General features: G+C 65.1%; 11 protein-coding genes and 1 riboswitch. Of the genes, 5 read left to right on the forward strand and 6 right to left on the reverse strand.

The genetic code is table 11. The features are described 5' to 3' along the window. Positions 1-20 precede the first annotated feature (20 nt). Entirely contained in the window at positions 21-1,520 is a 1,500-nt protein-coding gene (locus BLR71_RS09970; protein ID WP_092525627.1) for a CoA-acylating methylmalonate-semialdehyde dehydrogenase, read from the forward strand. 124 nt (positions 1,521-1,644) lie between these two features. Here BLR71_RS09970 and BLR71_RS09975 read toward each other — a convergent pair whose 3' ends face one another. Further along, positions 1,645-2,316 (reverse strand): hypothetical protein, encoded by a 672-nt coding sequence (locus BLR71_RS09975; RefSeq protein WP_092525777.1) that lies wholly within the window; start codon positions 2,314-2,316, stop codon positions 1,645-1,647. A 452-nt stretch (positions 2,317-2,768) separates the two neighbouring features. After that, positions 2,769-2,903, forward strand: a riboswitch (TPP riboswitch). Here BLR71_RS09975 and BLR71_RS09980 point away from each other — a divergent pair. Together BLR71_RS09980 and ilvD are read left to right on the forward strand one after the other, a co-directional pair. Then, entirely contained in the window at positions 2,893-4,317 is a 1,425-nt protein-coding gene (locus tag BLR71_RS09980) for a sodium:solute symporter family transporter (RefSeq protein ID WP_092525629.1), read from the forward strand. (Overlaps the previous riboswitch by 11 nt.) Positions 4,318-4,408: 91 nt before the next feature. Further along, positions 4,409-6,097: a dihydroxy-acid dehydratase gene (gene ilvD / locus BLR71_RS09985; RefSeq protein WP_092525631.1), complete on the forward strand. Its 1,689-nt coding sequence runs from the start codon at positions 4,409-4,411 to the stop codon at positions 6,095-6,097. Positions 6,098-6,246: 149 nt separating this feature from the next. Here the strand turns inward: ilvD and BLR71_RS09990 are convergent, their stop codons facing one another. The 5 genes from BLR71_RS09990 to BLR71_RS10010 form a co-directional block, all read right to left on the reverse strand. Then, the gene (locus BLR71_RS09990) at positions 6,247-7,788 is read right to left on the reverse strand and encodes a PhnE/PtxC family ABC transporter permease (protein ID WP_092525633.1); all 1,542 of its coding nucleotides are present in this window, start codon (positions 7,786-7,788) and stop codon (positions 6,247-6,249) included. A 30-nt stretch (positions 7,789-7,818) separates the two neighbouring features. Continuing rightward, on the reverse strand, positions 7,819-8,472 hold the full coding sequence (locus BLR71_RS09995) for an ATP-binding cassette domain-containing protein (protein WP_092525635.1): 654 nt from the start codon (positions 8,470-8,472) through the stop codon (positions 7,819-7,821). After that, a complete protein-coding gene (locus BLR71_RS10000; protein ID WP_092525637.1) occupies positions 8,472-9,326 on the reverse strand; it encodes a putative selenate ABC transporter substrate-binding protein in 855 nt (284 codons plus the stop codon). The genes BLR71_RS09995 and BLR71_RS10000 overlap by 1 nt, the downstream gene beginning before the upstream one ends. A gap of 153 nt (positions 9,327-9,479) precedes the next feature. Further along, positions 9,480-11,798: a selenide, water dikinase SelD gene (gene selD, locus BLR71_RS10005; RefSeq protein WP_092525779.1), complete on the reverse strand. Its 2,319-nt coding sequence runs from the start codon at positions 11,796-11,798 to the stop codon at positions 9,480-9,482. A 203-nt stretch (positions 11,799-12,001) separates the two neighbouring features. Then, a complete protein-coding gene (locus tag BLR71_RS10010; RefSeq protein ID WP_092525639.1) occupies positions 12,002-12,289 on the reverse strand; it encodes an XRE family transcriptional regulator in 288 nt (95 codons plus the stop codon). A gap of 183 nt (positions 12,290-12,472) precedes the next feature. On the opposite strand from BLR71_RS10010, the gene BLR71_RS10015 reads away from it, so the two are divergent. Both BLR71_RS10015 and BLR71_RS10020 read left to right on the forward strand, forming a co-directional pair. Then, positions 12,473-13,015, forward strand: a complete 543-nt coding sequence (locus BLR71_RS10015; RefSeq protein WP_092525641.1) for a YaeQ family protein — start codon at positions 12,473-12,475, stop codon at positions 13,013-13,015. A 202-nt stretch (positions 13,016-13,217) separates the two neighbouring features. Next, on the forward strand, positions 13,218-14,177 hold the full coding sequence (locus tag BLR71_RS10020; protein WP_092525643.1) for a TAXI family TRAP transporter solute-binding subunit: 960 nt from the start codon (positions 13,218-13,220) through the stop codon (positions 14,175-14,177). The last annotated feature ends 205 nt before the right edge of the window (positions 14,178-14,382 follow it).

Genomic DNA, 14,382 nt, shown 5'->3' on the forward strand with positions numbered 1-14,382 from the left:
CCAGCCCAGGAGCCGCTATCATGTCAGTGCGTGAGATTCCCCTTTATATCGACGGTCAACCGGTGCCTTCCGAGAGTGGAGAATGGCGCGATGTGCTCAATCCCGCGACGCAGGAAGTGGTGGCTCGGGTGCCGTTCTGCACCAGTGATGAAGTCGACCGGGCCGTGGCCAGCGCCAAGGCCGCGTTCAAGACCTGGCGCAAGGTGCCGCTGGCCAAGCGCATGCGCATCATGCTCGCCTTCCAGGCGCTGATCCGCGAGCACACCGCCGAGCTTGCCGCGTTGATCACCGAGGAGCATGGCAAGACGCTGCCGGATGCCGAGGGCGAGGTTGGCCGGGGCCTGGAAGTGGTCGAGCATGCTTGCTCGATTCCGAGCCTGCAGCTTGGCGAACTGGCCGAGAACGCCGCCAATGACGTCGACGTTTACACCATGAGCCAGCCGCTGGGTGTGGGCGCGGGCATTACCGCCTTCAACTTCCCGATCATGTTGCCCTGCTTCATGTTCCCACTGGCCATCGCCACCGGTAATACCTTCGTCCTCAAGCCCTCGGAGCAGGACCCGTCATCGACCATGCGGCTGGTCGAGCTGGCCCACGAGGCCGGCGTGCCCGCCGGGGTGCTCAACGTGGTGCACGGCGGCCCGGACGTGGCCAATCAGATCTGCGATCACCCAGACATCAAGGCGCTGTCGTTCATCGGCTCGACCCAGGTTGGCACGCACATCTATCGCCGGGGCACTGAGGCCGGCAAACGGGTGCAGTCGATGATGGGAGCCAAGAACCATTGCGTGGTGATGCCGGATGCCAACCGCAGCCAGGCGATCAACAACCTGTTGGGCTCGGCCTTCGGCGCCGCCGGCCAGCGCTGTATGGCCAATTCGGTGGTGGTATTGGTGGGCGAGGCCAGAGCGTGGCTCGAGGACATCGTCGAGGGCGCGCGAAACATGAAGGTGGGCCCCGGCACTCAGCGTGATGCCGACCTGGGGCCGTTGGTCTCGCCTGCCGCCCTCGAGCGGGTCGAGGGGCTGATCGACGCCGGTGCCAAGGAAGGCGCGACACTGGCGTTGGACGGCCGAGGCCTCAAGGTCGAGGGCTACCCGAACGGTAACTTCGTCGGCCCCACGGTGTTCAGCGACGTAACCGCCGAGATGACGATCTACCGCGAGGAGGTCTTCGGGCCGGTGCTGTGTGTGGTAGGCGTCGAGACCCTCGATGACGCCATCGCCTTCGTCAATGCCAACCCCAACGGCAACGGTACCTCGATCTTCACCAACTCCGGCTGGGTGGCGCGGCGCTACGAGAGCGACATCGACGTTGGTCAGGTGGGCATCAATGTGCCGATCCCGGTGCCGGTCGCCTACTTCAGCTTCACCGGCTCCCGGGCCTCGAAGCTTGGCGATCTGGGTCCCAACGGCAAGCAGGCGATCCAGTTCTGGACTCAGACCAAGACCGTGACCGCCCGCTGGTTCGAGCCCGAGAACGTCTCGGGTGGCATCAACAGCACCATTTCGCTGGGCTGATCGTACCTGTCGCGGCCTTTCCGCACGCGCTTTTACGGCCATCTACGAAACCGCCCTGCCTCATGAGGCGGGGCGGTTTGCTTTTTAGGCTAGGGGTTTCCCGTGCGATCAGTTCAAGTCGCGCTCAATTCAAGTCGCTAAGTAGCGCGAGTACGGGCTCGACTTGGCTGACGTGCAGTACCAGCTTAACGTCGCCGGCCGGGGCATCCGCTAGCGGCGTGACGATGGCAAATTCGCCTTCTTCGAGGTGGAACTCGTGAATTTCCCGAAGGCCGGCGGCGGTCTTGCAGCAGATGGAGCGGTAGGCATCGTCTTCGCCGTAGGTCAGGCGATGATAGACCTTGAAGAAGGTATAAAGGGCAAGGCCGCGGGGGAAGTCTGGCCAGCGCGCGGGGCTATCGCGGGTCTCCGCATCGATCGATGCGCCGTTTTGCTCGGCGGAGGCGATGGCATTGGCCAGCGGCGCGGCCAGTAGTGTGTCTGTATCGACCGGCAGCGGCGTCAGGTTGGCCAGGGCATCACGGTAGTAGGCGAGGCTGTCGGCAATGTCGTCTTTACCGTGAAGCCTGTGTTCGTGGTGATGCAGGTCCTCAGCGGCACAGGCGCCATTCTCCCAGCCATGGAGTACCTGCAGGCTCAGGCGCTCCTCGCGCAGCGCTTCGCCCATTAGCGCCTGAAGTGCAACGCGCAGATGAAGCTTGCGTTCCGGGACATCGTTGTCGAAGGCTTCGTAGGGCATCGCAAATATCTGGTGCAGGCGCCCTTCGGCGTGCTCCTTGGCTTCTGTGTAGTTCATCCTGAATTCCTGCAGGTAATTGTTGGCATGGCTATTCTGAGCATCGCTTAGGTTATCGGCTGCGGCGGCCATTACCTGAGTGAGCGAAGCGATTTGGTTGACCCGAATGACGCAAGCCTCCTGTCATCAGGCAATCGCGGCGTTATACTCGTCGCTGAAGTGATGGCCAGCAACGTACTCACTATCAACGTACTCACTACCAAAGTACTTATCAGTAACGTACTTATCAGCAACGTATTTACCAGCAAGGTAATGACCAAGCTAGGCTCTCTACGAAAAGTCGGCGAGCGAAGGCAAGACAAGGCAAAAATCGGCGAAAGGCGGAGTTTACGGGGGTAAATGAGCACTTTGAGCCGATGTTTAACGCCGTATTGCCGAGCGCAGGCAGTTTTCGTACAAAGCCTAGTACGTCTCAATTGAGTCGTTAGCAGCAGTAGTCCACACCATTCATTCACTGTCGCCAGGGGAGTCCCCGGCTGTGCCGCCACAATTGGATGGGCGCGAGTCGGGACTGAGAGTGCACCGCGTGCTGACCCTGGAACCTGATCCGGTTAATACCGGCGGAGGAAGTGCGACATGCCTTACCCAACGTTAGCCGCGCTGGGCGCGACGCTTGTGCTTTTCACTTGGCTCGGCCTGCGAGCCCGGCATGCCAACCGGGCGGAGGGTGACGGCGCCCCCGGTGACGCCCTCGATGACTATGTCACCGCCCGCAACTCCCAGACGGCCTCGACCCTGGGGCTATCCTTTCTGGCCTCGGGCATGGGGGCGTGGATTCTCTTCGCGCCGCCGGAAGTGGGCGCCTTCGCGGGGCCGGTTGCCTTGGCCGGTTATGCCATCGGCGCGGCACTTCCCTTCCTGGTGCTCGCCGCCTGCGGTCCGGCGATCCGCCGCTACCTGCCCGAGGGGCGCAGCATCGGCGAATTCGCCGAGCGCCGCTACGGGGCCGGCGTGCGCCGCTATGTCACGCTGATCTCGATCCTCTACATGGCCTGTTTTCTGGCCGCGGAGCTGACCGCCATTGGCGGTATCACCGCGCTGCTCTCCGAGGTGTCCTCGGCCATGGTGGTGATCGGGGTGGCAGTCACCACCCTGCTATACACCGCGCTCGGTGGGCTGCGGGCGAGTCTTGCCACCGACCGCTGGCAGGCGGGGCTGCTGATCGCGCTGTTGGCGGTGGTGGGCTGGCTGGGCCTGTCGCGGTTGCCGGCGTTACCGCAAGACGCCGCCCTGCCGGGCATCCCCACCGCCAGTGCGCTGTCAGTGGCCTTGACGCTGGTGATCGCGGTCACCGCGGCGAACCTCTTCCATCAGGGCTACTGGCAGCGAGTATGGGCGGCGAAGAGCGGTCAGGCCCTGGGGCGAGGGGCGCTGCTGGGCGGCCTGGTGACCGTGGCCGTGGTAGCCGTGGTCGGGGGGCTCGGTATTCTCGCCGCCATGTCAGGCGTTGCCCTCGGCGAGCCGCCGATGCCTTTCTTCGCCCTGCTGATCGACGCGCCGGCCGGCCTCAAGCTGCTGGGCCTGGTGCTGGCGGTGACCCTGGTGGCCTCGAGCGTCGACACCCTGCAGAACGCCATCGCCTCGCTCTCCGTCGGCGATGGCAGTGAGCGTGGCCGAACCGGGCTTGGCTTGCCGATGGCCCGTTGGCTGACGGTGGCCCTGATGGTGCCGGTGGTGGTGCTGGCGCTGCAGAATCTTTCGGTGCTGCGTTTATTCCTGATCGCCGATCTGCTCTGTGCCTCGGCGGTGGTGCCGGTGCTGCTAGGCCTGTGGCCGCGCATGACCACCCGGGCGGCAGTGGCAGGCGGCATTGCGGGCCTGGTCGGCGCCGTGCTGCCCGGCTGGTTGGCTGAGGGCAGCCTGTCGGCGGGGCTTCTGGCGGCAAGCTTTCCCGGCGGCGTGCCGACTCTTGAGCCCTTCCTAGGTGCCCTGGTCGCCTCGACCCTTGTGAGCCTCGTCGTCGTATCTCTGCTTCCGGCGCGGAAGCCACGCGCGGTGTAATGGCGTCCTCAGAGGGCATAGTCGTTTGCAAGGGCTGGGCATGGCGCCCACTATCAGGGGATTGACGATCAATCTGCTGACAGGAGGCTCCATGTCCGATACGCCCAAGGATTCACGCCGGCGCTATTCTGCCCCGGTGGTCGATGGTCTCGGTAAGTCTGCCAGTCGCGCCATGCTGCGTGCGGTGGGCTTTACCGATGAAGACTTCACGAAGCCCCAGGTGGGCATTGCCTCGACCTGGAGCCAGGTCACGCCCTGCAACAGCCATATCGACGGCCTTGCCGACGAGGCCAGTGCCGGTGCCGATGGCGCCGGTGGCAAGGGCGTGATCTTCAACACCATCACCATCTCCGATGGCATCGCCAACGGCACCGAGGGCATGAAGTATTCCCTGGTGTCCCGGGAGGTGATTGCCGACTCCATCGAGACCGTGGCCGGCTGCGAGGGCTTCGATGGCCTGGTGGCGATCGGCGGCTGCGACAAGAACATGCCGGGCTGCCTGATCGGCCTGGCCCGCCTCGACCGCCCCAGCGTGTTCGTCTATGGCGGCACCATTCTGCCCGGCGAGAACCACACCGATATCGTCTCGGTGTTCGAGGCGGTGGGCGGTCACGCCAAGGGCGATCTCGACCTGATCGACGTCAAGCGGATCGAGGAAACCGCGATTCCCGGTCCCGGCTCCTGTGGCGGCATGTACACCGCCAACACCATGGCTTCGGCCATCGAGGCGTTGGGCATGAGCCTGCCGGGCAGCTCGGCGCAGAACGCCGTCTCGCAGGCCAAGCGCGACGACTGCGCCGCCGCCGGGGCCCAGGTGCTCGAACTGCTCGAGCACGATATTCGTCCCTCCCACATCATGACCCGCGAGGCCTTCGAGAACGCCATTACCCTGGTGATCGCCCTGGGCGGTTCCACCAACGCGGTGCTGCACCTGATCGCCATGGCGAACAGCATCGGCGTCGAATTGGGTCTCGACGACTTCACCCGGCTTGGCAAGCGCGTGCCGGTGCTCGCCGACCTGCGCCCCAGCGGCCATTACATGATGAGCGAGCTGATCGAGATCGGCGGCATCCAGCCGCTGATGAAGATGCTGCTCGAGGCAGGCCTCCTGCACGGTGATTGCCTGACCGTGACCGGCCGGACTCTGGCCGAAAACCTCTCGGGGGTGGCGCCTTATCCCGACGATCAGCGCATCATCGCGCCGCTGAATGCGCCGCTGAAGGCAGAAAGCCACCTGCGTATCCTGCATGGCAACCTGGCGCCGGAAGGCGCGGTGGCCAAGATCACCGGCAAGGAAGGGGTGCGCTTCACCGGCACCGCCCGGGTGTTTGGCTCCGAAGAGGAAGCCCAGGCGCGCATCAATGACGGCACCGTGGTGGCCGGCGACGTGGTGGTGATCCGCTACGAAGGCCCCCGCGGCGGCCCCGGCATGCGCGAGATGCTGACTCCGACCTCGGCGATCATGGGGCGCGGGCTCGGTGATTCGGTGGCCTTGATCACCGACGGGCGCTTCTCGGGTGGCAGCCATGGTTTCGTGGTTGGCCATATCACCCCGGAGGCGTTTGACGGCGGGCCGCTGGCGCTACTCGAGAATGGCGATGAGATCACCATCGATGCCGAAGCCGACACCATCACCGTGGCGCTTCACGAAGACGAGCTCAAGCGGCGTCGTGCCGCCTGGCAGCAGCCGGCGCCGCGCTATCGTCGTGGGGTGCTGGCCAAGTACGCCAAGACGGTAAGCTCGGCCTCGACCGGTGCGGTCACCGATCTGCCCGACTAGTCTGTGCCGCCGTGGCAGGGATGCCGCAGCGGCCGGCGGCAACGCTCGTCTGGAAGCCTGTTAGGAAGGCCCGTCAGGAAAGCGTGCCATGCGTTCTGTTATGAGCATCAGAAAGAACCGGCTGCAGCCTTGGGTCTCCAGCCGGTCGCTCAGGGCTCGCAGTTGGCGGTATGGCGCAGCCGTAGACGGGCGCGCAGGTGACGGGCCAGCACATCGACGCCGATATTGAGCAGGGCGGTGATCAGGATCAGCACCATGGCGCGGTCGAAGCGGATCTCCTGAATAGCGCTGTCGACGTAGAACCCCAGGGTGGTGATGCCAAGAATGCCGAGGATGGCCGTCTCGCGCATGATGATCTCCCAGCGATAGAACAGCAGCGCCAGAAAGGGGCCATAGAGGCGCGGAGTGAGCTCATAGGCATAGCGCACGAGGCCGTGAGGCGCGTCCGGGCGCAGGCGCACCTCGTTGCTGCGTCGGCCAACCAAGTGGGCGATGATGCCGCCGTTGTGAATCGCCAGGGCGACCACCGCGGGTAGCATCGAGGGCCCCCATAGCTGGAGCAGGATAAAGGCCAGCAGGTACTCGGGGGTCGAGCGCATGACCACCAGCAGCCCATGGCCGAGCAGGTGGGTCAAACGATTGCCTGGGCGCCCGGCGCCAGCCTGTCGCCTGCCGGAAAGTGCCCAACGGCCATGCCAGCTGCGCCCCTGAAAGAAATGGCGGGATACCAGCGGGTAGAACATCAGCGCCAGCAGGCCGGTCAGCACCAGGGCGATCTGGGACAGCACCAGGGTGTGCCAGATGCCGGGCAGTGCCTCACTGGTCATGATATCGCCAAGCCAGCTCATGAGGCCGGAGACGCCTTCGCCGTGGCGCAGCGGCGAGGGCACGATGTCTTCGGTAAAGAAGCGCGAGACGTTGCTCCAGACGATCGGCAGACCGCTGCCCAGGCAGAAGGGCGCCACCACCAGATACACCGGCACCAGCAGCGGGCGCACCCAGAGCCGCAGGCTGGCGATCACGGCGTAGAACAGCAGCAGTAGCGCGCCTACGGTGTCGTAGTGGCCCTGGGCGAAGGCTGATTCCAGATAGAAGCCCAGGGTCGGCATGCCGACAAAGCCCAGTACGGCACTGGAGCGCAGGCCGCATTCGAGCCGATAGCTGGTATAGCTGACCAAGTGCGGCCAGGCCTCGTGCAGCCGCGTGTAGGCGAGCGTGGAGAGTCGTCCGCTGCCGGCGGGCAGCACCTGCTCGGGCAGCGGGTCGGTTTCCTCGAGGATCTCGGCAAACACCTTGGCGAAGACCCCGGCATAGGGCAGGGCGATGGCCAGCACCCCGGTCAGCGGATGCAGGCCAAAGAACTGCAGGAAGATCAGCGCCCAGAACAGCTCATGAATGGCGCGTACGAAGGCGCAGAGGCTGCGCACCAGGCGTGAATGAAAAATCAGCGCCAGCAGGAAGCCTGCCGTTGCGCCGAGCCCCACGCCGACGAAGGCGAAGGCCAGGGTGCGAAGTAGCGCCACCCAGAGATGATCGACGTCGCTGACATCCGGCTGTACTAGGCCCTGCAGCAGCCGACCGAGCTCATGCCAGGGGTCGTGGGCGGTGATGGACAGATCGGCGACGCCGAGGCAAAGAATGGCCAGGGCCACGAAGCCAAGGCTTAAACGAACCGTTGCGGAATGCCACATGGGTAGGCCTTGCGGGTAGGGTGCTTCAGTTCAGTAGAGGGGCAGCAGGTCCTGAGCGGTGAGGCGTGCGCTGGGGGCGTCCAGCGCGATGCCACCGTCGGCGATGCCGATCACCCGGTCGGTGAAGCGTAGCGCCAGCTCGACGTCGTGCATGGCCAGCACGGCGGTGGGGTAGGCCTGGGTCAGCTCGACCATCAGCGCTTCCGACTGGGGGCCGTCCAGCGCCGAGACCGGCTCATCGGCCAGCAATACCTCGCCGCCCTGGTGGATCGCCCGGGCCGCCGCCACCCGCTGGCGCTGGCCGCCGGACAGTTCGCCGGCCATGGCCCAGCATTTTTCCTCGATCGACAGTTGCGCCAGCAGCGGCCGGATGGCCGCCACGTCGCGCCGAAAGGGCTTCGCCAGGGTCACCAGGTTGTACCAGGTGGGATGCGACGCCAGCGCCCCCATGTAAACGTTATGGAAGACGCTGAGCGAAGGGACCAGGCCCAGCTCCTGAGGCATCAGGGCTGCGCCGCGGCCCCGCCATTGCTGATACATCACCGCAAGCAGGCTCGACTTGCCGGCACCGCTCTTGCCCACCAGCGCGACCCGCTCGCCGCGCTGAAGGGTCAGGTTGAGTGGCCCCAGCACGCGCTGCTGGCCATAGTCGGCGACCGCATCGGTAAGCGCCAGGGTGCTCATCAGTCGATCAGGTCCAGTTCCTTGCCGACGGATTCGATGATCGCATAGTCATCGTTGCTGGCCGGAATGAAACCGGAACGCGGGAAGCTTTCCAGCAGCTCGGGGTCATCCATGTTGAGCAGGGCTTGCTGGACGCGGTCGGCGAAGCCGGCGCCGAAGCGCTCATCGACGTCGCCGCGGATGGTCCACTGATAGTCCGGGTAGTTCGGGGTCTTCCACACCACCTCGACCTGGTCGGTGTCGATGTTGCCGGCCTCGACCTCGTTCTCCCACACCGTGTAGTTGACGGCGCCCAGGTCATAGGCGCCGGAGGCCACCAGCGAGATGGTGCGGCTGTGATTGCCGCTGAAACCGACCCGCGAGAAGACCTCTTCCGGCGGCTGGCCGAAGGCCTCGCGCAGATAGTACTCGGGCATCAGGCGCCCGGAGGTGGAGCCCTTGGAACCGAAGGTGAAGGTCATGTCGCGCATCTTGTCGGTCAGACCCTCGCCGGCGTCGAGCCCGGTGTTCTGGTTGGCGATGAAGTAGGTCATGAACTCGGCGTCCTCGACGCCCTGGGCCAGAGCGCGGGAATTCGGTACTCGGGCGCGGGCCTGCACGCCGGAGAGGCCGCCGAACCAGGCTAGCTGGACCTGGTTGTTGCGAAAGGCGGTCACGGCGGCGGCATAGGACTTCACGGGCACGAAACGGACATCGACCTCGAGCTGCTCCTCCAGGTAGTCGGCAACATTCTGGAAGCGCTGCTGCAGGCGGGTCTCGTCCTCGTCGGGAATGGCGGTAAAGACGAAGGTATCGGCGCTGGCGACGGGCGCGGCCAGCAGCACGGTCAGAGCGAGAGTCAGGCGCTTGAGCATCGATATTATCCTTGTGACGCGAGTGGAAAGCCGGCATGGCGGCCGTGATCAGCCGCCATGGTACTCAAAAACGCGCTGACTTGTCCTCTGCGCTAATGCGTCCTCTGAGCGGAGCACGGCAAGGCGTGTCCTCCTCTTCGCGCGTCTGCCGGCTTATTCATGCAGCCGAATCGGGGCCGGGTCGTCGGTGATGTCCTCATCCGCTGCGACCACTCGGCCGATGATGGCCGCTTCGGCGTAGCCCAACGCCTTGAGGTCGGCGAGACAGGCCTCGGCCCTGTCGGCCGCCACGCCGGCCAGCAGGCCACCGGCGGTCTGAGGATCGAAGAGCAGACCGTAGCGAGGGTGGTCGCGCCAACCAGCCTGATCGCGAATGGCCCGACGCAGGCGCACGTTGGACGGCTGCAGCGAGCTTACGATGCCGGCGGCGACGGTAGCCTCGGCGCCGTCGAGCAGCGGCAGCGCCGACAGCCTTAGTTCGGCATCGACGCCTGACGGGCGCGTCATCTCGACCAGGTGGCCGAGCAGGCCGAAGCCGGTGACATCGGTGCAGGCCCGGGCGCCATGTTCCTGCAGGCAGCTCGCCCCGGCCCGGTTCGAGCGGCACATGCTATCGAGAGCGGCATCGATCCAGCGCCCCCGAGCGGCGAGCTGGGCCTGGGCGGCGAACAGAGTGCCGGTGCCCAGCGGCTTGGTGAGGATCAGGGCATCTCCCGGGCGCAGGCCGTTCTTGCGCATGGGGCGTTCGGGCAGGTCATCGATCAGGCCGTTGACGGCGAAACCCAGCGCCAACTCCTGGCCCTCGCCGGTGTGACCGCCGACCAGCTGGCAGCCGGCGGCGTCTAATACCTCGACGGCGCCGGTCATCATCTGACGCAGGGTGTCCTCGACCTTGGCCTCGAGACCGGGCGGTACCGTGGCCACGGCCATCGCGGTCTGAGCCTCGGCGCCCATGGCGAAGATATCGCCCAGCGCATGGTGGGCGGCCACCTGTCCGAACACATAGGGGTCGTCGATAAAGGCGCGAAAGAAGTCGATGCTGTGCACCATGGCCTTTCCCGGCGGCACCCTGACCACGGCGGCATCGTCGGGATCGGCGAGCCCCACCAGCACCTCGGCGTGCTCGATCGGCGTCAGTTCCGCCAGGGCGCGCGACAGCACCGAGGCGCCGACCTTGGCCCCGCAGCCACCGCAGCGCATGGCCAGCGCCGATATGGCCTGGGTCTGCTCGTCGCGATCGAGGGGCACCCGGGAGCCGGTTTGGGACGGCGCTTTCTCGGTCATCGCCGGCAGTTCGTTGAAGCGCGCCATGAAACGCCGGTCGATGCGATCCTTCCAGCGCCACAGCCAGGCCCCGGCCCAAGAAAGCAGGCCGCGGGAAGCCACGGCGTAGCGGTCGCCACTGCTGATCAGCGCCAGCCACTGGCGCTGCGGGCGATAGGCCGAAAGCGAGCGGTCGAGCAGACTGGCGCGCAGGTTGTCGGCCAGCGGCCGCCCCTGGCGCACCGCGAACACGCCGGCCTTCTCCCGAGGGCGGCCGTCCTGGCTGGCGATATCGCCGGCGGCGAAGATGTCCGGGTCGCTAATGGTCTGCAGGTAATCGTTGACCCGAATGAAGCCCTGCTCATTCAGGGCAAGGCCGGTGCCTTCGAGCCAGGCGGCACCGCCGGCCTGGGTCACCCAAACGGTTTCGTCGGTCTCGAATGCCTGGCCTTGGGCATCGATCAGCCTGCCGGCTTCGACTCGAGTGATCTGGCAATTGAGGTGCAGTTCGACCCCGCGGGCTTTCAACAACCGGGTGAAGCGTGCCCGCACCCGGCGGTTATGGGTGGGCAAGACCTCGGCGCTTTGGGTGAAAAGGGCACACTGGAGGGCGTCGGGGTCGCGGCCCTGGGAGCTGAGCTCATGGCGCAGGCGGTACTGCATGGCTAGCATGAGTTCGACACCGCCGGCACCGCCGCCTACCACCGCCAGGCGCAGCGGGGCGCTTTTTTCGGCCGGTCGCTCGGCGAGGCGGGTAAGCAGCTCATGCCAGCGTTCGCGGAAGGCGCGAATCGGCTTGACCGCCACCGCATGATCCTCGGCGCCGGCCACTTGGCCGACCCACGGCGTCGAGCCAATATTGATCGACAGCTTGTCATAGGGCAGTGGCGGGCGGTGGGCGAAGGTCACCCTGTGAGCCTGACGGTCAATGCCGGTGGCTTCGTCGCGCACGAAGCGTGCGCCGGCGGCCTGGGCCAGGCGGCGCAGGTCGATGTGCACCGCGTCGAAATCATAGTGGCCGGCGACATAGCCCGGCAGCATGCCGGAATAGGGCGTGTGGGTGTCCCGGCAGACCAGTGTCAGGCGTACCCCGGGCTCGGGGCGCATCGCGAAGCGCCGCAGCACGGCGACGTGGCTGTGCCCGCCCCCGATAAGCACGATGTCGCGACTGATCGGGTCTTGCCTGGCCGAGGGGGCCGCTGACTGCATGCGCTGGGTCTCTGCAAGTGAGTGACTGATAAAGCGAGCGGATAGGCGCTGATGCGCCGCCGACACAAAAAATCCAGCCCCGTCGCCGGCGCTGGACTTTCCTAGTCTATCGACCGAGCGTGGCGTTATGCCATGCCATCTTCCACGCGGCGCAATAGCGGGGCGAGGAAGCGATCATAGGGTCACAATAGAGGTGTCGTGTTCTAGGGTGGCAGGGGACTGCCATCATCGACGCATACGCAGTTGCGCAGCGATTGAAGCTCATCGACCGAGAATTGCTCGATCTTGCCGGCCAGCAGGTCGCTCAGCCGTTTGGAGGGGATGCCCGCGCGCTGGGCAATTTCGCGATTGGGAAGCTCGGAAAGAGCGATCTTGCGGGAAACGATGCGCATCAGGCGCGAGCGTTTCTCAAGTTCCCTGACGTCCAGGTCGGGTGCCATTCGCGAGGGTTCGAGGGCATCCCAACCGGTCGATAATCGTGCCGTACTCATGACGCTCCGTAGACTTGGCTTTCGATGGACTCAGCATGCAAGGTTTTGGCGATATCCGCCAGAGGAATCGTCACGATTTTTGCGATCTTTTCTGCCCCCGGTCAAGGTCTGACGCGTCTCCATCGTGCTTAGGCGGCAAGGGGAGTAAACTGCCGGCCCAACACCCCCGACTGGATGTATTGCATGGCGCTTACCGCGACCCCTTACAAGGTGGAACTCAACCTCACCGATCTCGACCGCAACGTCTATCAGACGCTTCGCTTTACCGTGGCGCGCCACCCTTCCGAGACTGAGCCGCGCATGGCGGCTCGTCTGCTGGCGCATGCACTGTGGTATGACGAGGGGCTGGCCTTTGGCCGCGGCTTGTCTGACGTCGACGAGCCTGCGCTGTGGGTCAAGAGCCTGGATGGACGCGTCCTGCACTGGATCGAGGTCGGTCAGCCGGATGCCGAGCGCCTGACCTGGTGTTCGCGGCGCACCGAGCAGGTGTCGCTGCTGGCCTATGGCAGCCTGCGGGTCTGGGAGACCAAGGTATTGCCGGCGGTGTCGGGCCTCAAGAACCTGTCGATTGCGGCGCTGCCCCAGGCACCGCTGGAGGCGCTGGCCGAGGACCTGCCGCGCAGCATCAACTGGGCGGTCATGATCTCGGAAGACACCCTCTTCGTGACCGATGAGCGCGCCCAGCACGAACTGGTCCTCGAGTGGCTTCAGGGCGGTCGCGACTGACCCGGGGAATGCCGCGGATATCCGCTGGAAGTATCCAATAGTCGTAGGAGCATGGTGACATCGCGCGTTGACGTGCTAGCTTTTTAGGCAATATGCATACAAACGATAGGGCAGTCGGCAGCCGCCGGGTGCCTCGTCGGTGAAGATAACAACATCGGGCCATGGCACCGTGCCAACTGAAGCCCTGACCCAAGGAGTCTCCATGCGCGTTCTCAAGTATGCCCTCGCTGCGTCCCTGATCGCCGCCTCGTCTTCGGCCGTGGCCCAACAGCTGTCGATCGCCACCGGTGGTACCGGCGGCACCTACTATCCCTATGGCGGTGGCCTCGCCGAGCTGATCAACAATCAGCTGGACGGTTACGAAGCCGTGGCCGAAGTGACCGGCGCCTCGGTGGAAAACATGGCGCTGATCTACCGTGAGGATTCCGACCTGGCGATCGCCCTGGCCGACACCGTTTATCAGGCCTATACCGGCACCGGTGACTTCGATGGCCGTCAGGTCGAGGACGTGCGCGCCATCGCTTCGCTATATCCGAATGCGGTACAGATCGTGACCCTGGCCGATTCCGGCATCGAGAGCCTTTCCGATCTCAAGGGCAAGGTGGTGTCCGTCGGTGCGCCGGGCAGCGGCACCGAGCTCAATGCTCGCGCCGTGCTGGAGTCCAATGGCATCACCTATGACGACTTCGACCCGCGCCGGCTGAACTTCAACGAGACCGCCGACGCGCTGCGTGATGGCGACATCGCTGCCGGTTTCTGGAGCGTTGGCCCGCCGACCAGCTCGATCCTCAACCTGGCCACTACCCGCGATATTCGTTTGATCGGGCTCACCGACGATGAAGTCGCCAACGCCCGCGAGGAGTCCGAGGTGTTCGCCCCCTATACGCTGCGTGCCGGCATCTATGAGGGCGTTGAGGACCCCGTGCAGACCATCGGTATCCCCAATGTGCTGACCGCCAACGCCTCCATGGACGACCAGCTCGCCTACGACATCACCAAGCTGCTTTTCGAGCAGACCGACAAGCTGATCGCCATCCATCCGGCGGCCAACGACACCACCGTCGAGTTCAGCGTTGACGCCACGCCGATCCCCTTCCACCCGGGCGCTCTGCGCTACTACGAGGAAGTGGGTGCCGAGGTGGCAGACTATCAGCGGCCTTGAACTAATGATGTCCACGGTCAATGATGATCCACAGGGGCGAGCCGGAAGGCTCGCCCCCTTGTGTTGCAGCCTATTGCCCAAGCTCGCTGCCAGGATGCTGCGTCGCGCAGGTCTTCGCTCGCGCGCTGTATTGATGCTTTTGGTGCCGATGGTGCTGCTGGCTGCCCCGGTCAGTGCTTTCTCGGATAGCGGTTCTCAAGGCAGT

Origin of the sequence: Onishia taeanensis (assembly GCF_900100755.1) — a bacterium.
Lineage (GTDB): Bacteria > Pseudomonadota > Gammaproteobacteria > Pseudomonadales > Halomonadaceae > Onishia > Onishia taeanensis.